Raw genomic sequence first — 18,805 nt, 5'->3', positions numbered from 1 at the left:
GTCACTTGACCGTATAGCCGTTGACCTGCGCCTGGTTCTTGATCGCGGTCTCCCATTCGGGGAGCATGTCGACCAGGTTCTTGCCGCTCGCGATCGCAGGAGTCATCGTCTTCGCCCAGATGGCCTCCTGGCTGAAGACGCCGGAGCCCCACCCGTTCCAGATCTGCGACCCGGCCGTGAGCAGAGCCTGCAGGTCGGTCGCGTAGTAGCCGCTCGACTCCTGCTTCTTGAGCCACTTCTCGGCGGCCGGCGCGTAGGCCGGGTAACCGGGGGCGACGTTCACCTGGTAGTCGTCGGCCGTCGTGACGAACTCGACGAACTTCTCGGCCGCCTTGAGGTTCTTGGAATGGCTGCTGATGAACCAGGTGCCGCCGCCGACGTTGCCGGTCGCGGGGGTGTCGCCCTGCCACGTCAACGGCGCCGCGACGCCGAGCTGACCCGCGGGGACGTTGAGCGACTGCGGATTGTTGAAGATGGCTCCCGCGTACCAGGCCGGCCCGGGCATCAGGAGCACCTTACCGGTGTACTTCTTTACGAACTCGGGCGTGAACACGCTCAGGTTGGGCGTGGTGCCGTTCTTGATCAGAACGTCGAGCATCGACGCGACGCGCTTGCACTCCGGGGTGCCGGTGCTGACCGACACGGACTTGGGGCCGGTGATGTCGTTCGCCTGGCACTTGCCGCTCCAGAAGTAGATCTCCGAGGCGAACGAGTCTCCGACGGCGCCGACGATGTAGCCGGGGTGCTCCTTGGCCACCTTCTCGCCGAGCGCCTGGTACTCCTCCCAGGTCGTGGGGAGGGTGTAGCCGAACTTGTCGAGCAGGTCCTTGTTGTACCAGAGCACGACCTGGGCGAGGTCGTTGCGCAGGCAGTAGACCTTGCCCTCGACCGTGCACGGGTCGAGCGAACCCGGGGTGAAGGAGTCGAGAGTGGTCTTCGGGACGAGCCCGCCGTTGAGCACGGCCGCGAACGCCTGCTTGCCGTTGCTCTTCTGGCTCGCCCACGCCGCGTCGTTGTTCTGCGTCGAGAACACGACGTCGGGCCAGCCGCTGCCGGCCCGGTCGAAGAGCTGCACCTTCGTACGGAACGAGTTGGAGCCGTTCGCCGAGCCGTCATAGGTGACGACGTCGATCTTGACGTCCGGGTTGGCCTTCTTGAAGGCGTCGGCCGCGCTCACCCTGTCGGAGTCCACCCATACAGTGATGGGGGCCTTGTCGTCCTGGGTGACCTGCGGAAAGCCGTAGGAACCGACCGAGGTGCCGCCATTGCCGCCACAACCGGCCAAGGTGAGAGCGATAGCCGATGCTCCGGCAACGCTGATCGCGCGCATCCATGGGCCCGTGCGTCCGGCTCGTGTGAAACGGAACATGTGCGAGTCCTTTTTGTCCTGTCTCCCACATCGGGGGGTGAGAGATGGTGATAAAAGTAACGGCATACGTATGATGTGCGCAAGGGTCGCCGCGGCCGGCGCCGGATCGGCGCCGGATCAGTGCGGTGCGGTGCGAAGGAGAGTGAGAACTCCCATGAAGGGTGCAGCTTATGTGGGCGGAGGCCGTCTGGAGACCGTCTCCGTGGACGTCGGGCCGCCGGGTCCCGGAGAACTTCAGATCGCCGTCGCCTACTGCGGACTGTGCGGGACCGATCTCCACATCGTGCACGGCGCCATGGACGCTCGCGTGCGCACGCCCCTCGTGTTCGGCCACGAGACGTCGGGCACCGTGGCGGCGGTCGGCGAGGGCGTGGAGGGCTGGAAGGTCGGCGACCCGCTGACCGTCATGCCGCTGGTCTGGGACGGCACCTGCGCGGCCTGCCTCGCAGGTCATCAGCACATCTGCCAGAACCTCGTGTTCGTCGGCATCGACTCCCCCGGAGGGCTGCAACAGCGGTGGAATGTGCCGGCGTCGATCGCCGTGCCGCTTCCCGCCGGCCTCGACCTGCGTACGGCGGCGCTCGTCGAGCCCGTCGCCGTCGCGGTGCACGACGTGCGGCGCTCCGGCCTCCAGGTCGGCGACCACGCGGTCGTGCTCGGCGGCGGTCCCATCGGCGTGCTCATCGCCACCGTCGCGCGCGACGCCGGCGCCCATGTCATGGTCGCCGAGGTGGACGCCTCCCGCCGGAGCCGCGTCGCCGAGCTCGGGTTCGAGGTGATCGACCCGACCTCGGCCGACCTGGCCGCCGAGGTCGGGCGCTGGACGAACGACGTCGGCGCCGATGTGGTGTTCGAGGTGTCGGGGGCGGCCGCCGCGGCCCGCTCCGCCACCGCGCTGGCGAAGGTGCGCGGGACGATCGTCGTGGTGGCCATCCACTCCGCCCCTCGCGAGCTGGACCTGCAGCGTGTGTTCTGGCGCGAGCTGCGGCTGCTGGGCGCCCGGGTGTACCAGCGGTCCGACTTCGAGCGCGCCGTCGACCTGCTCGGCAGGGGCGTGATCCCCACGGAGGCCCTCATCTCCGGCGTCGTCCCGATCGAGGAGGTCGCCTCCGCGATCGACGACCTCTCGGCGGGCCGGGCGATGAAGATCCTCGTGGACGTCGCGGGGGAGGCCCGGGCATGAGCGAGCGGAGCGAGCGAACGGGTGGACACGCCGGACTGTTCGACCTGCACGGCCGTCTCGCCGTCGTGACCGGCGCCCGGCGGGGCATCGGCCGCGCCATGGCGGAGGCACTCGCCGCCGCCGGCGCGGACATCATCGGCGTGAGCGCGCAGTCGCGGCCCGACGACGAGGTCGCCGAGTCGATCCGCGCGCTCGGCCGGTCGTTCGAGAGCCGGGCGGTCGACTTCGCGGATCGTGACGCCGTCCTGGCGCTCGGCGCCGAACTCGCGGAACGGGCTCCCGACATCCTCGTCAACAACGCGGGCACGATCGAACGCGCGCCCGCCGCGGAGCATCCGCTCTCGTGGTGGGATCGGGTCATCGAGATCGACCTGTCGAGCCAGTTCGCCCTCACGCAGCTCGTCGCGCGCCCGATGCTGGAGCGCGGCTACGGAAAGATCGTGTTCACGGCGAGCATGCTGAGCTTCCAGGGCGGCATCAACGTGCCCGGATACACCGCCGCGAAGTCGGGGCTCGCGGGCCTCACCAAGGCTCTCGCCAACGAGTGGGCCGGGCGGGGCGTGAACGTCAACGCCATCGCGCCGGGCTACATCGCGACCGACAACACGGCGGCGCTCCGCGACGACCCCGAGCGGTCGCGGTCGATCCTGGAGCGGATCCCGGCCGGACGCTGGGGCCGCGGCGACGACCTCGCGGGAGCGGTGGTCTTCCTGAGCTCGGCGGCGTCCGACTATGTCTCCGGCGCCATCATCCCCGTGGACGGCGGATGGCTGGCGCGATGACGCGCTCGCCCGCGTAGGGCCCGCCCCAATAGAGAGGCGGGGAAGCCGTACGGCTTCCCCGCCTTCTGCCGTCCGGGAACTACTTGGTGACCCCCGGGAAGGTCCGCAGGGCGGGCTCGAGGCCGGCCTGCTCGATCACCCGCCGGGCCTCGGCGGGCCAGTCGGTGCCCGAGACCTGGACGTTGTCGATCAGCCGGTTGTTGTGCACGTCGGTGTCCGGCGTCTGCGTGATGCCCGAGTTGTACCAGTTGTTCTGCAGCACGTTGTCACTGGTGTTGTTGATCGTCCCGTAGGAGTTCGTGAACACCCAGACGCCGCAGTCCTGGATCACGTTGTTCTTCATCGTCACGTAGCGGGAGCCCTCGTCCAGGTAGAGGCCCACCGTCCGGTTGGTGTCGTAGACGTAGTTGCCGCTGAACACGGCGCCGGGGTTGGCCGACAGGTTGTACAGGCTGCCGCCGTCGTGGAAGACCTTCTTCACCCCGTGGATCAGGTTGCCGGTCACCTCGGTGTTCCTGAGGGTCGTCGGCGTGGTGTAGATCGGCTGGTACGCGTACAGGCCCCGGTTCTTGTAGTCCTGGCTGCCGCCCGCGTCGTTCGCGCCCCAGCCCCAGCCGGTGTCGATCCCGTCGTACGCGAGGTTGGAGACCTCGTTGTGCGCGATCACGGCGTGGTCCACGTAGGTGGTGAGGATGCCCGACATCTCCTTGTAGTCCTTCGCGACGTCGGTCACGAAGTTGTTGTCGATCGTGATGTCGCGCAGGGTCATCGCCGGGTCGCTCGGGTGGTGGGCGTCCGGCTGCACGCCGCCCGCGACGACCCCCGCGCCACCGAGATCGGTGAACAGGTTGTGGTGCACGGTCGCCTCGGTGACCCCGAGCCCGATCCCGGCTCCGTTCGCGTTGGCGTCCAGGCCGAGGCCCAGGCCCACCTGCCCGAGGTGGGCGAAGGTGTTGTCGGTGAACTTCACCCGGGTGGCCGCGGCCACCTGGACCGCCGCCGGCATCTGGTTCCAGCCGTTGCGCGCGCCCTCGAACAACGGGCAGCCCGACTGGCAGCTGCTCAGGTAGTCCGCGGGCTGCGGGTAGGCCTTCGGGATGAAGGCGCCGTTCTGCTGGTCGGCGTAGCCGATCGGCGAGCCGGGCGACAGCCAGGTCGAGTGCGAGAACTGGATGCCCGAGAAGGTCAGGTCGTGCACCGGCTTCGCGTAGCCGCCCGCGATCTGCACGAGCGACTCGAGGTAGGGGAGCACGAACGACGCGCCGTTCGGGTCCTCACCGGCGGCGGCGCGGTAGTAGAGCTTGCCGGCGGCCGGGTCCAGATACCACTGGCCCTCCTGCAGGAACGCGTAGGAGTTCTCGAGCAGCAACTGGCCCCCCGCGAACGGGCGCGCCAGCGTGTCGTATCCCCAGTTGTTGTTCTGCCATGCGGGCTGCTGCATGGTGACGGTCGTCCCGCTGATGCTCTGCACGGGGGCGTACCGGTCGGTGAAGGAGCCCTGGCTCTCCACCTCGATGCGGCTCTGGTCCGGCAGCGTCGCGAGGTAGTTCAGCGCGGGATTCTTGATCTCCATGCCGGATTCGGTGATCGTCACGTCGCTGCGGTTGATCTTGATGGCCGCGCGCGGCACCGCGGCGTCGTTCTTGTAGAGCTGCCGGCTGTCCTGTCCCTTGGGCACCGAGGCGACGAAGATGTTCTTGCCCGCGTCGTACGGCGTCCAGCCGGTCACGGCCCGGCCGCCCGAGATGATCGGGTGCGCGCCCTTCGCGGCGGTCCAGGTCACCGGCTTGGCGCTGGTTCCCGAGTCGTCCGCGGTGAAACGCAGCGGCTCGTCGAGCCGGTAGGTCCCGTCCCTCAGCTCGACCGTCACGGCGCTTCCGGCCCGCGCCGACGCGCGTGCCATGGCCTGCGCCGCGGTCAGGGTGCGCAGCGGCTTGCCCGGCGTGCCCTGGTTGTGATCATCCCCGTCCGGGGAGACGACGATGGTGGTGCGGCCGGGGTGGGGCGGCACGGCGAGCGCCGGCGCGGCGCCCCAGACGACGATGCCGGCGGTCACGACGGAGACGCTTCCGATGAGGGAGGCCAAATGGCGGTGTTTCACTTGTCTCGGGCTCCCTTGGTGCATGTGATGTAACACATAATAGGTATGATGAAACCCGCGATCATGGACGTTCGTCAAGAGGGGTGGTTCTCGGGCATGCGCGAACAACGGAGCGAAGGCCCCGTTAGCGGCGAACGCGTCCAGGTATCCACGCTGGGTGAGGCCATGGTGCGGCTGTCGCCCCCGGCAGGCGAGCGGCTGCGCGACTCCGGCTGGTTGCGGGTGCACGTCGGCGGCGCCGAGGTGAACGTCGCCGTCGCCCTGGCGTCGGTCGGCGTGTCCGCGCGCTGGACGGGGGCGCTGCCCGACTCGGTGCTCGGGCACCGGGTCGCGGACTCGCTGTCGAGCGCCGGGGTCGTCCTCGACACCGTGCGGTGGACGGCGGGCGAGCGCCTCGGACTCTACTTCGCCGAGATCGGCTCCCCGCCCCGCCCGACGAGCGTCCTCTATGACAGGGCCGGCACCGTGTTCGGCGCGCTCCGCGCCGATGATCTCGACTGGGCCACCGTGTGCGAGGCCCGGATCATTCACCTCACCGGCATCACCGCCGCTCTCGCGCCGGGATCGGACGAGCTCGTGCTGCGCGCGGCGCGCGAGGGACACGAGCGCGGCGCCCTGGTCGTCTACGACGTCAACTATCGATCGGCGCTGTCCTCGCCGGAGGTGGCCGCCGCGTTCGCCGCCGAAGTGGCACCCCACGTCGGCCTGCTGCTCTGCCGGGCCGAGGACGCGCGCGATCTCTTCGGCCTGACCGGCGAGCCCGCGACGCTGGCGAACGAGCTGGCGAACAGGCTCGCGGTCGGCCGCGTCGTGGTGACGGCCGGGGCCGACGGCGCCGTCGCCCACTGGGACGGCGAGTCCTTCGCGGCCCCCGCACTGCCCACCGTCGCGGTCGACCGGATCGGCGCCGGGGACGCCTTCGCGGCCGGCGTGCTGTGGGGCGTGCTCGATGATTCCCCCGAGGACGCGCTCCGCAGGGGTACGGCGATGGCCTCCCTGGCCATGAGCGTCCAGGGAGACCAGTGCCGCTTCAGCGCGGAGGAGGTGCTTGAGCTCGCCCGGGGCACCGGGCGGGAGGTCCGCCGGTGATCCCGGTCAGACCCGGTTCCACTTCTGGTTGTTCTGTCCGTTGCACGTCCAGATCTGCACCTTGGTGCCGTTCGCCGTGCCGGCGCCGGACACATCCAGGCACTTGTTGGCGCCGACGGCCGTGATGGAGCCGTCGGAGTTGAGCCGCCACTTCTGGTTGTTCTGGCCGTTGCAGTCCCAGATGATCACGCTGGTGCCGTTCGCCGTGGCCGCGCCGTTGACGTCGAGGCACTTGTTGCCGTAGACGCGCAGCTCACCGGCGCTGGTGGAGGTCCACTTCTGGTTGTTCTGGCCGTTGCAGTCCCAGATCTGCACCGCGGCGCCGTTCGCCTGCGAGGCGCCGTTGACGTCCAGGCACCGCCCCGACGCCACACCTCTCAGCGCGCTCGTGCCCGCCGAAGGCGAAGGAGAAGGCGACGGGGAGGGGGAGGGGGATGGGGATGCGCCGGCGAGTTCCTTGATCCGGATGTTGCGGAACGACACCGTGTTGCCCGCCCCGTGGTTCTGGATGCCGATGTAGCCCTGCTGGAGCGAGCGGGCCGGATCGGTGTTGGTGAAATCGTTGATCTTGGTGCCGTTGAGGAACACCTGCAGCCGCTCACCCTCCACCAGCAGCTCGAACGTGTTCCACTGACCGGGCGGGTTCAGCGCCGCGTCGCGCGCGGTGATGTCCGCCGACTGGACCCCGTAGATCGCTCCCGTGGTCTTGTCCGCGGTGTCGGTCGCGTCGATCTGCACCTCATATCCGGTTTCGAGCGCCGTGTTCGGGTCGTTCGTGGGCGGGAACCCGACGATCACCCCCGAGTTGGAGTCGCCGGTCATCCTCCAGTCGAGCTTGAGGGAGTAGGAGTGGAACTCCTTGGCGCCGTAGTACAGCATCCCCATGCCGCCCTGGGAGGTCAGCGTGGCGTCGCTGTTGGTGAACGACCCCGGCCCGACCTGCGACCAGCCCGTCGTGGACCCGTTGTACAGCGCCGTGTACCCGGTCTCCGGGCGGCAGTCGGCGTTGACGGCCTTGGCCGCGTACCGGATCCCGCCCAGCAGCAGGGTGCGGAAGTTCGAGTCGGCGTACGACTCCTGGGTGTGTCCCAGCCCGGTGTAGAAGGCCCGGCCGGAGGACTGTGGGTGGCACCAGGTGATCGGGTGATCACCCATGCCGCCGCCGCTGTAGCTGCTCTCGTCCAGGCTCTGCAGCACCCGGACGTTCGGGCGGGGGTTGGAGCGGAAGCTGTACCACTCGTCCGTGCGCGACCAGGTCGTGCCCAGGTGAGAGGTAGCGGCGTGCGCCCGGTCCTCGTTCCGCACGGTGGCCTGCTGGATCGCCGGGTGGTTGTTGAACCAGGCCCCCATCAGCTGCCCGTAGTATGGCCAGCCGTACTCGGTGTCGGCGGCCGCGTGGACCCCCACGTAACCGCCTCCGCCGTCCACGTACGCCTGGAAGGCGGCCTGCTGACTGTCGTTCAGCACGTCACCGGTGGTGCTGAGGAACACCACCGCCTTGTACTGGGCGAGGTTGGACGTGGTGAAGGCGTTCGCGTCCTCGGTGGCGTCGACGGCGAAGTCGTTGGCGGCCCCCAGATCGCGGATGGTCTGGATGCCCTGGGGGATCGAGTCGTGCCGGAACGCCGCCGTCTTGGAGAACACCAGCACCTTGAAGGCGGCGGCGTGGGCGGGGATGGCGGGGGTCATCGCCGCGGCGGCGGCGAGCGCCACCGCGGTCACCGACAGGCGTCGCAGCACGGATGTCTTCCGGTCGCTCCCCGCGATGCGCCCGAGCGCGGCGGGGGTCAGATGTCGCAGCATGGCTGTCCTTCCGTCGCCGCCCGGCGCTGCCCCTTTCGACGATGAAAGAGGCATCGCGCCGGGCGGTCGCATCAATGGGTGACCGGCCTGGGGCCGGGGGTGGTGCCGGGTGGACTCAGACGCGGGTCCATTTCTGGTTGTTCTGGCCGTTGCAGGTCCAGATGATGACCTTGCTGCCGTTGGCGGTGGCGCCGCCGTTGACGTCGAGGCACTTGTTGGCGCCGACGGCGGTGATGGAGCCGTCGGAGTTGAGCCGCCACTTCTGGTTGTTCTGGCCGTTGCAGTCCCAGATGATCACGCTGGTGCCGTCGGCCGTGGCCGCGCCGTTGACGTCGAGGCACTTGTTGCCGTAGACGCGCAGCTCACCGGCACTGGTGGAGGTCCACTGCTGGTTGGACTGCCCGTTGCAGTCCCAGACCTGTGCCAGCGCGCCGTTCGCCTGTGAGGCGCCGTTGACGTCCAGGCACCGCCCCGACGCCACGCCCTTGAGCGCGCTCGTGCTCCCCGACGGCGACGACGGAGAGGGGGAGGGAGACGGGGACGGAGACGGGGAGGACGACGTGCCGGTGCCGAAGGTGAAGGCGTCCAGATCGAACAGGTAACCCTGTCCTGTCGGGCCGCGGAAAACCAGGTAGAGCGTCGTCGTGCCGGACGGCACGTTGCCGAGGTTCGCCGAGACGTCGGTGAAGGTCTCCCAGCTGCCGGTGCTCGCGACGTTCGCCGTGCCCAGCAGCGTGCCCGTGACCGAGCCCGCCCGCACCTCGATCCGGCCGCCCGCACCGGCCGAGGAGACCCGGGCGGTGATCCTCGTCGCGCCGGCCAGGTTGTAGGGCTGGAAGGAGATCCAGTCGCCGTCGTCGGTGAAGCCGACCGTCTTGCCGCCCTCGGCGGCGGTGTGATCGGCTGTCTGGACACCCTGCTGCGCGGCGAAGTGCTCGGCCTGCCGGTGGCGCGGCTGGAGCGTACGGAGACTGGTGGAGGTCAGGCCGTCCTCGTCGGTGTAGGAGGCCTCGAAGACGCCGAAGATGTTGGCCGCCGAGTCGTGCTCGCCGTCCACCGGCACATTCAGCGAGCCGCTGCAGCCGCTCTTGGAGGTGATCTGGTGTGCGTGGCTGTCGTGACCGAGGAAGTAGGTGACGGTCACCTTCGAGCAGTCGATCGTGCCGTCCTCCGGGTCGCTCACGGTGACCTGGAAGGGCACGGTGTCTCCGAAGGAGAACAACTGCCCGTCGGCCGGGGTGGTCAGCGTCACCGTCGGGGCGGTGTTGCCGACGGTCACGATCACACTCGCGCTTCCGGTCAGCCCCTGCGGATCGCGGACGGTGAGGGTGGCGGTGTAGGTGCCGTTCGTCGTGTAGGTCTTGCTCGGGTTGGCGGCCGTGGAGGTCGTGCCGTCGCCGAAGCTCCACGAGTACGACAGCGTGCCGCCCTCGGGGTCGGAGCTGCCCGCGGAGGAGAAGTTCACGGTCAGCGGAGCCTGTCCCGAGGTCTTGTCGGCGGCGGCCTTGGCGATCGGGTTGCGGTTGGCCTTGCCGATGTACTCGATCCGGTACAGCGCCTGGTTGTTGTTTCCGGTGCCGTAGTCGAGCACGTACAGGGCGCCGTCGGGCCCGAACGCCATGTCCATCACCTGGGTGCCGCTCCACGGGAACGCGGAGATCTCCCCGTAGTTCCCGTCGCTCTTGACCTCGATGGCCTTGATCCAGCGGCGGCCGTACTCACCGGCGAAGAAGCGCCCGTCCAGCACCTGGGGGAACTTGACGGCCGAGTTCAGGTTCGGGTCGTAACGGTAGACCGGACCGCCCATCGGCGACTCGGAGCCGCTGCCGAACTCCGGTGGCGAGCCCGAGTCACCGGCGTACTTGATCCACGCCGGCTTGGCCGCCGGCAGCGTGGTCAGCCCGGTGTTGCGGAAGGAGTTGTTGGTCGGGCCACCCGCGCAGTTGTACTTCGGCCCGCTGCTGTTGGAGGCGAAGTCCCACTCGTTGTACGTCTCGCTCGTGGTGTTCGTGCCGGTGCAGTACGGCCAGCCGTAGAAGCCCGGGGCGGTGACGCGGTCGAACTCCACCTGGCCGCTCGGCCCTCGGCTGCTGTTGGTCACTCCCGCGTCGGGACCGTAGTCGCCCAGGTAGACGATGCCGGTCGCCTTGTCCACGCTCATCCGGAACGGGTTGCGGAAGCCCATCGCGTAGATCTCCGGGCGGGTGTTCGCCGTGCCCGGCGGGAACATGTTGCCGCTGGGGATCGTGTAGCTGCCGTCCGGCTGCGGCTTGATCCGCAGGAGCTTGCCGCGCAGGTCGTTGGAGTTGGCCGCCGTGCGCTGGGCGTCGTACTGCGGGTTGCGGTTGGTCCGCTCGTCGAGCGGGGAGTAGCCGCTCGACTCGAACGGGTTGCTGTCGTCGCCGGTCGTCAGATAAAGGTTGCCGGCGGCGTCGAAGTCGATGTCGCCGCCCACGTGACAGCACATCCCGCGGTCGTTCGGCACCTCCAGCACGACCTTCTCGCTGCTCATGTCGAGCGTGTCGTCGGACTTCAGGGTGAAGCGGGACAGGTTCAGGTGTCCCTTCCACTGGTCGAACTGCGACTGCGAACCGGTGCTGGGCGCGTCACCGCTCGGCGTGTTCAGCCGCGGCGAGTAGTAGAGCCAGACATAGCGGTTCGACGCGAAGTTCGGGTCGACCGCGACACCTTGAAGGCCCTCCTCGTCATGGGTGTAGACGCTGAGCCTGCCGGCCACCTTGGTGTTGCCGTTGACATCGGTGACGCGCACCGTGCCGTCACGGGCCGTGTGGATGACCGACCGGTTCGGCATCACGGCCAGCGACATCGCCTCACCCAGCTCGGAGCCGCCCGAGGCGAGCGACACCTGCTGGTAGTCGGAGGCGGGGATGGTCAGAGCGTCCGCCGGGGAGGCCGTGATCGCGAGGGCTCCTGGGGTGATCAGCGCCATCGTGGTCAGCATCGTGAGCCACGGACGTCGGGACATCGGTTTCCTTTCTCACAGGTCGATCGGTCAGGGCAGCAGCGCGCGCCGCCGCGCTGCTGCCGGGTCTTCGCGGGGTTTCTGCCGGGTTTCCGCGGGGTTTTTCGCCGAGGCGTCACGTGCGGCCGTCGCGGGACGAGGGATCACCCCGGCGACGGCACGTGCCCGGACGGTGTCAGGCTGGGGGTGTCAGACGCGGGTCCATTTCTGGTTGTTCTGGCCGTTGCAGGTCCAGATGATGACCTTGCTGCCGTTGGCGGTGCCGTTGTTGTAGACGTCGAGGCACTTGTTCGCGCCGACGGCGGTGATGGAGCCGTCGGAGTTGAACCGCCACTTCTGGTTGTTCTGGCCGTTGCAGTCCCAGATGATCACGCTGGTGCCGTCGGCCGTTCCCGCGCCGTTGACGTCCAGGCACTTGTTGCCGTAGACGCGCAGCTCACCGGCGCTGGTGGAGGTCCACTGCTGGTTGGACTGCCCGTTGCAGTCCCAGACCTGCACCGCCGCGCCGTTGGCCTGCGACACCCCGGTGACGTCCAGGCACCGCCCCGACCCCACACCTCTGAGCGCGCTCGTGCTCCCCGACGGCGACGACGGAGACGGAGAGGGCGTCGACGTGCCGTTCCCGGGTCCGGCGGAGGCGATCACGGACTGAGCACCCGACGGCCACTGACCGTTGGCGACGGTCACGTTGTTGCCGACGACGTTGCCGCGGTCACCGTTGGTGATGTTGGTGCTGCCGTTCGTCGACCAGTTGCCCGTGACGGTGAAGTTGCCCATGTTCTCGCCACCCCAGTAGTTGGCGGTGGCCCAGGTGCCGGTGTTCGAGAAGACGTTGTTCCTGACGGTGTAGTACTTGGAGCCTTCGTCGAAGTAGAGCCCGAACCAGCCGTTGGTCCGCAGGCAGTAGTTGTCGCTGATCAGCGCGTTCGGGTTCCACGACAGTGTGTAGATGCATCCGCCGTCGGTCATCTGCTGCATGACGTCGTGCACGTAGTTGCCGACGAGCCGGTTGCCCGACGCGGTCGTGGCGGTGGTGTAGCGCGGCTGGTAGTCGTACAGACCCCGGTTGGCGTACTGTGTGCTGCCGCCCGGCTCGTTGGCGCCCCACCCGTAGCCGATCGACATGCCGGTGTAGGGCATGTTGTAGACCTCGTTGTGGGACACGTCGGTGGTGGTGACGTACGTGGTCAGGACCGAGACGACGCCCCGGTAGTCCAGCCCGAGGTCGTGGATGCGGTTGTCGGTGATGGTGATGTCGCGGTTGACCATCCGCTGGTCACTGGGATGGTGGGCGTCGGCGCGCACGCCCCCGACCACGATGCCGCCGGCCGAGCTGCGGGCGATCTCGGACCGGGTGACCGTGATGTCACGGGCGCCCAGGCCGACGCCGCTGGCGTGCGCGTTGGCGTCGTTGCCGATGCCCACCGCCGTCTGGCCCAGGTTGAGGAACCGCGAGTCGGTGAAGGTGATGTGGTCGGCCGCCGACACCTGCACCGCCGCGGGCATCTGATACCAGTTCGGCCTGGTGGCCTCGAACTGCCGGCAGCCCTCCTGGCAGGAGTTCGGCAGGTCGCCCGGCCAGTTCCAGTTGCCCGCGATGTAGGCGCCGGTCTGCTGGTCGGCGAAGCCCTGGTTGCCGCTGGGGCCCAGCCAGCTGGTGCCGCTGAAGGTGATGCCGCTGAACGTGATGTGGTGCGCCGGCGCGTCGTAGGTGCCGCCGACGTTCACCAGCGACTGCAGCACCGGCAGCTCCACGCTGGTGCTGCTCATGTTCTGCCCGGAGAGCGGGATGTAGGAGAGCACGCCGGTCGTGGGGTCGATGTACCACTCACCCGGCGAGTCGAGGAACTCGTAGGCGTTCTCGATGTAGAGCGGGCCCGCCCGGTGCGGGCTGGTGAACACGTCGTAGCCGAAGATGTTGTTGTTCCAGCCGGGCTGCTGCATCGTGATGAAGTTGCCGCCGATGCTCTGCACCCGCACGTATCGGTCGGTGAACGAACCGATGCTCTCCAGCTCGACCCGGTTCTGCCTGGCCAGGTTGTTCAGGTAGCTCAGCGTGCCGTTGCCGAACCTCAGCCCCGAGCCGGTGGCGGTGAAGTCCGACCGGTTCACCTGGGTGCGGGCACGCGTGGCGAGGGCGCCGTCGACGTACAGCTGCCGGGTGTCGATCCCGGTGCCGACGTTGGCCTGCCAGATGTTCTTCGCCTGGTCGGCGAGCGTCCAGCCGGTGACCGCCCGGGCGCCGCTGATGACGGGATGCGCCGACGGGGCCGCCTGCCATATGACCTGATATCCGTTGGTGCCGGAGTCGGCGGCGGTCAGCCGCAGTGGCGCGGAGAGCCGGTAGACCCCGTCGGCGAGCTGAACGACGATGTCTCCCGACATGGAGCCGTTGCGCGACCGCACCGCCGTCTGCGCGCCCGGCAGCGAGCACGGCTGTGCGGACGAACAGGTGCTGCCGGTGCCCGAGGGCGAGACGTAGAGGGTCGTGGTGGCGGCGCGGGCCGCGGTGGCCGGCGCGACCATGGTCATCGCCATGGTCAGCGCCGCGATGACGAGGACGGCCAGAAGCGGTCTCGACACCGCGACCGGTGGGGACGGATGCTCGATCCGATCGGTCACGTGCTTCTCCATGGGGGCGGCCTCACCCGGCACCACGAGGGATCGGGGTGGAGCGAGGCGATGGAAGCCGACGTGGCCGACCACGGTGCGGAGGCATGCGGCGCGCCTCCACACACCCGCCGTGTGGTACAGCCGCAGGGCCCGGAAGAAGGGTTCCTCCGGGTGCTCAGCTTCCAATTACGGTTGCGGCACCGAGACCCGTCAAGACCTTGAGCACACTTATTTTCCTGGCCGGCATGCACGCGTCATCTCGCCGTAATGCCGATAACCGTGCTGACCAGTGCGAACGCATATCGCCATGGCCGCACGAACTAAACGTTTCAGGTGAAACGCCAGAATGTTTCGTACTCATCGGCACGCCATCCCCGGCGGCCGGCGGGCGTCGGCACGTGCGGAGTCATACTTTTGCTGAGATCGCGAGGAAGGAGCACCGTGACCGACACCCCGCGTGAGGGCGGCTATCGGCCCGGCTACGAGGTTGCGGCCGAGCAGGTGCTGGAGCTCATCGCCCGGCTGGGCCTGCGTCCGGGCGACCGCATGCCGACCGAGAACGACCTGGCCAGGCAGCTGGGAACCAGCCGCACCGTCGTCCGCGAGGCGGTGAAGATCCTCTCCGCGCTGGGCCGGGTGCGCGCGCAGAAGGGCCGCGGCCTCTACGTGGCCGACGACGAGGGGATGCTCGGCGCCGGTCGGTTCGCGTCGTTCTTCCTCCCCACCGACCTGGACCACGTCTACATGCTGTTCGAGTTCCGGCGGGCGCAGGAGATGGAGACCAGCCGGCTGGCCGCCCGCCGCGCCGCCCCCGCGGAGCTGCGGGCCATCGAGGACGCGGCCGCCGTCTGCCGCCGAGGGTTCGAGACCGGACGCGAGGACCTGTTCAACGAGGGCGACGACGCCTTCCACTCCGCCATCGCCACGGCCTCGCACAACATGTTCCTGCAGATCGCGGTGCGGGAGGCCCGCCGGCTACAGGCCCAGTCGGCGATCATCGGGCTGCGCGGTTCGGTGGGCGGGCACGCGGCGAAGGCCGTCGAGGAACACGAGGCCATCCACCAGGCCATCCGCGCCGGTGATCCCGAGGCGGCGGCCCACGCCGCCGCCGCGCACATCGACGCCACGCTGGACGACTATCGCAAGGAGATCCAGCAGCGCCTGTTCTCCCCGGCCAGCTGAGACCATCCTGTGTGAACTGCTGAGGCGAATCGTTTCGACGCAGACGGCCCACCCGGGGCGCGGGGCGGGCGGCGGATGACGGCCGGTGAATCTTTCATGCGCGCGGGCCGGCGGGAGATCGCGAGCGTGCCCTGCTGTGAGCACGGGGAAGGGGCCGCAGGTGCTCACCCTGGCCTGAATCGCGGGAAACGGGGCTCTTGACAGGCATCGGACGGTCGTATTTGCTTCGCAGCATCCCGCCACCCCCCAATCCGCCGGCAGGAAGGATCGACGCTCTGGCGATTTGTTAGCGCTAACACGGCGCGTGCCCAGTGCCAGGAGGCAGCAGGGGCCGAGTTTCCGGAGAGCTCCGGAAAGTTCCGGCACCCCGGCCGAGGCGAATCGGTTCGTGGACCCCTGACCCCTCCTCGCGTACATGCGCCTTCGCGCGGATCGGGTCCGCGACCAGGACCCGGGATCGTCTCGGTCTCCCACGCCACGGGCATGGCCGTTCTCACAGTCGCCCGTCGGCGACCCATCGCATGGGACACGACCGCCTTTCGCCGGCTCCGGCGAGTCCGCCCGGATTCAGCACGTGGCTGTCTTCGCCATGCCTTCTCGCCGGTCTTTCCCCAAGGCCGCTGTGCCTTCCCCCCAAGGAGTGAAAGCAATGCGTTCTTCGTCCGTTGACCCATCGGGCCGTACGGCTCGCGGGCGTCGCTCACCGGCGGCCGTCGCGGCCTGCCTCGTCGCAGCGCTCGCGGCCCTCCTCGCCACCGCCCTGGCCTGGTCGGCGCCGGCGTCGGCAGCGACGGCGCCGCTGGTCGGCGCACAGTCGGGGCGCTGCCTCGACGTGGCGGGCAACACCGACGCGCTGGGCACGAGCCTGCAGATCTGGGACTGCAACGGCCAGGCCAACCAGGCGTTCGAGTTCACCTCGGCGGGTGAGCTGCGGACGTTCGGCGGCACGCGGTGCGTGGACGCGTACGGCCAGGGAACGTCGCCGGGCACGAAGGTGATCATCTGGTCGTGCAACGGCCAGAACAACCAGAAGTGGCGGCAGAACTCCGACGGGTCGATCAGCGGCGTGCAGTCGGGGCTGTGCCTCGACGTGGACCACGCCGGCACCGCCAACGGCACCGCCGTCATCCTGTGGACCTGCAACGGGCAGAGCAACCAGAAGTGGTCGGCCGCCGGAGGCGGGCCCACCACCTCGCCGAGCCCGCCGCCGCCCGGCTCGCGCCCGTGCGACATCTACGCCTCCGGGGGCACGCCGTGCGTGGCCGCGCACAGCACGACCCGCGCCCTGTACGCGAACTACAGCGGCAACCTCTACCAGGTGCGGCGCTCCTCCGACAACGCGACCAGGAACATCGGCGTGCTGACCACGGGCGGCACCGCCGACGCCGCGGCGCAGGACTCCTTCTGCGCCGGCACTACCTGCGTCATCACTGTCGTGTACGACCAGTCCGGGCGCGGCAACGACCTGTGGTATCAGGGGTCGAGCGTGGTGCCCGGCTCGCCGCAGAGCAAGCCCGCGATCGCCACCACCGAGTCGCTGTCGGTGGGCGGCAACAAGGCCTACTCCCTCTACATCAACCCCGGTAACAGCTATTGGCGTGACGGTCACCTGACCGGCGTGCCGACCGGGACCGCGCCCGAGGGCATGTACATGGTGACCAGCGGCACCCACGTCAACAGCGGCTGCTGCTTCGACTACGGCAACAGCGAGACGACCAGGAAGGCCGACGCCGCCGGGGCGATGGACGCCATCTACTTCGGCACGAGCTGCTGGTTCGGCGGCTGCTCCGGCTCCGGTCCCTGGGTGCAGGCCGACCTCGAATGGGGGCTCTACCCCGGTGGCAGCCAGTCGTGGAACCCCAACCAGCGGGCGTTCACCAGCAAGTTCGTCACCGCGACGCTGAAGAACAACGGAACGTCGCGCTTCGCCATCAAGGGCAGCAACGCGCAGTCCGGCAGCCTCTACACCCTCTATGACGGCGCGCTTCCCCCGGGCTACAGCCCCATGAAGAAGCAGGGCGCGATCGTCCTGGGCAGCGGCGGCGACTGCTGCAAGCCCGACGGCGGCGCCAACCTCAGCGCCGGGACCTTCTACGAGGGCGCGATGGTCTCCGGCTATCCCTCCGACGCGACCGAGAACGCCGTGCAGGCCGACATCGTCGCCGCCGGCTACCGCTGACCCCGCCCGCGAAAAGGGAGTTGAGCACGTTGAACCGAAAATCCTTCTTCGCCGCCATCGCGGCGGCGGCGCTCGTCGCCCTGGGAACGGCGGGTGCGGCGCTCGCCGGAACCACGCCGCCCACGCACAGCAGCGCGGTCGCCGCGGCCGCCGCCGGGACCGCCGGATGCGGCAAGGCCCCGGCACTGGCGAGCGGCACGCACTCGATCGCGAGCGGCGGCCAGAATCGCAGCTACATCCTGCGGGTGCCCTCCGGTTACGACAGCAACCATCCCTACCGTCTGGTCTTCGGGTTCCACTGGAACGGCGGCACCGCCAACGACGTCGACTCGGGCGGGACCGACGGGTACAACTGGTCGTACTACGGGCTCAGGCGCCTCGCGGACGCCGAGAACAACAGCACGATCTTCGTCGCGCCGCAGGGCAACAACAACGGCTGGGCCAACCCCAACGGCCAGGACCTGACCTTCGTCGACGACATGCTCCGGCAGATCGAAGCCGGCCTGTGCGTCGACACCGACCAGATCTTCTCCACGGGCTTCAGCTACGGCGGCGGCATGAGCTACGCGCTCGCCTGCGCCCGGGCGACGGTCTTCCGCGCGGTCGTGGTCTACTCCGGCGCCCAGCTCAGCGGGTGCGACGGCGGCACCCAGCCCATCGCGTACATGGGAGTGCACGGCATCGGCGACCCGGTGCTCAACATCTCGCAGGGGCGAGGGCTGCGCGACAGGTTCGTCAGGAACAACGGCTGCACCGCACAGAATCCGCCCGAGCCGGGGTCGGGCAGCCGGAGCCACATCGTCACCGCCTATTCGGGGTGCCGGTCCGGCTATCCGGTCGTCTGGGCGGCGTTCGACGGGGGCCACACCCCGGGTCCGATAGACGGGTGCTCCTGTGAGGGCTGGCGGACCTGGACCTCGGCCGAGGCATGGAAGTTCCTGACGCAGTTCCAGACGACCCCGCCGACGTCACCTTCTCCGTCTCCGCCGACGTCACCTTCTCCGTCTCCGTCTCCGTCGTCGCCGTCGGGGAGCACGAGCGCGCTCAGGGGCGTGGGGTCGGGGCGGTGCCTGGACGTCACCGGGGTGTCACAGGCCAACGGCGCGGCGGTGCAGGTCTGGGACTGCAACGGGCAGTCCAACCAGCAGTGGACCTCCACCAGCGCCGGTGAGCTGCGCGTCTATGGCAACAAGTGCCTGGACGTCAACGGCGCGGGCACGGCCGACGGCACCAGCGTGATCATCTGGGACTGCAACGGCCAGAACAACCAGAAGTGGCGGTTCAACTCCGACGGCTCCATCACCGCCGTCGGCGCCGACAAGTGCCTCGACGTCTACAACAACGGCACCGCCAACGGCAGCAAGGTCATCATCTGGACCTGCAACGGCCAGAACAACCAGAAATGGACCCGTGTCTGAGCGGGAGGACCAGCAGAACGACGCGTGACGGGGTGACCGGTCCGCCTGCTCCCGGGCGGCCGGTCGCCCTGTTCGATCTCGCCCTACCCCCTTCGAAAGGACC

At 69.0% G+C, this 18,805-nt stretch carries 11 protein-coding genes; 6 read left to right on the top strand and 5 right to left on the bottom strand.

What is annotated here, in order from left to right; all coding sequences use genetic code 11:
• Position 1: 1 nt before the first annotated feature.
• On the bottom strand, positions 2 to 1,192 hold the full coding sequence (locus OHB01_RS32160; RefSeq protein ID WP_222709710.1) for an ABC transporter substrate-binding protein: 1,191 nt from the start codon (positions 1,190 to 1,192) through the stop codon (positions 2 to 4).
• A 331-nt stretch (positions 1,193 to 1,523) separates the two neighbouring features.
• On the opposite strand from OHB01_RS32160, the gene OHB01_RS32155 reads away from it, so the two are divergent.
• Both OHB01_RS32155 and OHB01_RS32150 read left to right on the top strand, forming a co-directional pair.
• Positions 1,524 to 2,552 carry a zinc-dependent alcohol dehydrogenase gene (locus OHB01_RS32155; protein ID WP_142651583.1) on the top strand — a complete coding sequence of 343 codons (1,029 nt, stop codon included), beginning with the start codon at positions 1,524 to 1,526 and terminating at the stop codon, positions 2,550 to 2,552.
• Complete coding sequence (locus OHB01_RS32150) at positions 2,549 to 3,334, top strand: SDR family oxidoreductase (protein WP_142651582.1); 786 nt, start codon at positions 2,549 to 2,551, stop codon at positions 3,332 to 3,334. The genes OHB01_RS32155 and OHB01_RS32150 overlap by 4 nt, the downstream gene beginning before the upstream one ends.
• 79 nt (positions 3,335 to 3,413) lie before the next feature.
• On the opposite strand, the gene OHB01_RS32145 is transcribed toward OHB01_RS32150, so the two are convergent.
• Positions 3,414 to 5,390 carry a right-handed parallel beta-helix repeat-containing protein gene (locus tag OHB01_RS32145; RefSeq protein WP_205831090.1) on the bottom strand — a complete coding sequence of 659 codons (1,977 nt, stop codon included), beginning with the start codon at positions 5,388 to 5,390 and terminating at the stop codon, positions 3,414 to 3,416.
• 108 nt (positions 5,391 to 5,498) lie between these two features.
• On the opposite strand from OHB01_RS32145, the gene OHB01_RS32140 reads away from it, so the two are divergent.
• The gene (locus tag OHB01_RS32140) at positions 5,499 to 6,524 is read left to right on the top strand and encodes a sugar kinase (RefSeq protein ID WP_328854426.1); all 1,026 of its coding nucleotides are present in this window, start codon (positions 5,499 to 5,501) and stop codon (positions 6,522 to 6,524) included.
• A 6-nt stretch (positions 6,525 to 6,530) separates the two neighbouring features.
• Here the strand turns inward: OHB01_RS32140 and OHB01_RS32135 are convergent, their stop codons facing one another.
• From OHB01_RS32135 to OHB01_RS32125, 3 genes are all read right to left on the bottom strand, one after another.
• On the bottom strand, positions 6,531 to 8,327 hold the full coding sequence (locus OHB01_RS32135) for a lectin (RefSeq protein WP_328854425.1): 1,797 nt from the start codon (positions 8,325 to 8,327) through the stop codon (positions 6,531 to 6,533).
• Positions 8,328 to 8,442: 115 nt separating this feature from the next.
• Positions 8,443 to 11,313, bottom strand: coding sequence for a lectin (locus OHB01_RS32130; protein ID WP_142651578.1), 2,871 nt, complete (start codon positions 11,311 to 11,313; stop codon positions 8,443 to 8,445).
• A 186-nt stretch (positions 11,314 to 11,499) separates the two neighbouring features.
• Positions 11,500 to 13,932 (bottom strand): RICIN domain-containing protein, encoded by a 2,433-nt coding sequence (locus OHB01_RS32125; protein WP_260617517.1) that lies wholly within the window; start codon positions 13,930 to 13,932, stop codon positions 11,500 to 11,502.
• Positions 13,933 to 14,364: 432 nt separating this feature from the next.
• Between OHB01_RS32125 and OHB01_RS32120 the strand changes: the two genes are divergently transcribed.
• From OHB01_RS32120 to OHB01_RS32110, 3 genes are all read left to right on the top strand, one after another.
• On the top strand, positions 14,365 to 15,105 hold the full coding sequence (locus tag OHB01_RS32120) for a FadR/GntR family transcriptional regulator (protein ID WP_328854424.1): 741 nt from the start codon (positions 14,365 to 14,367) through the stop codon (positions 15,103 to 15,105).
• 649 nt (positions 15,106 to 15,754) lie between these two features.
• Positions 15,755 to 17,284 carry an arabinofuranosidase catalytic domain-containing protein gene (locus OHB01_RS32115; RefSeq protein ID WP_142651576.1) on the top strand — a complete coding sequence of 510 codons (1,530 nt, stop codon included), beginning with the start codon at positions 15,755 to 15,757 and terminating at the stop codon, positions 17,282 to 17,284.
• A gap of 29 nt (positions 17,285 to 17,313) precedes the next feature.
• Positions 17,314 to 18,702, top strand: a complete 1,389-nt coding sequence (locus OHB01_RS32110) for a lectin (protein WP_328709865.1) — start codon at positions 17,314 to 17,316, stop codon at positions 18,700 to 18,702.
• Positions 18,703 to 18,805: the final 103 nt, after the last annotated feature.

The organism is Microbispora hainanensis (assembly GCF_036186745.1).
GTDB lineage: Bacteria > Actinomycetota > Actinomycetes > Streptosporangiales > Streptosporangiaceae > Microbispora.
This window is presented reverse-complemented; position numbering and strand designations above follow the sequence as displayed.

Coding starts and splice junctions, on each gene's coding strand:
- OHB01_RS32155 (WP_142651583.1), top strand. CDS start 1,524: ATGAAGGGTGCAGCTTATGTGGGCGGAGGCCGTCTGGAGACCGTCTCC.
- OHB01_RS32150 (WP_142651582.1), top strand. CDS start 2,549: ATGAGCGAGCGGAGCGAGCGAACGGGTGGACACGCCGGACTGTTCGAC.
- OHB01_RS32140 (WP_328854426.1), top strand. CDS start 5,499: ATGGACGTTCGTCAAGAGGGGTGGTTCTCGGGCATGCGCGAACAACGG.
- OHB01_RS32135 (WP_328854425.1), bottom strand. CDS start 8,327: ATGCTGCGACATCTGACCCCCGCCGCGCTCGGGCGCATCGCGGGGAGC.
- OHB01_RS32130 (WP_142651578.1), bottom strand. CDS start 11,313: ATGTCCCGACGTCCGTGGCTCACGATGCTGACCACGATGGCGCTGATC.
- OHB01_RS32115 (WP_142651576.1), top strand. CDS start 15,755: ATGCGTTCTTCGTCCGTTGACCCATCGGGCCGTACGGCTCGCGGGCGT.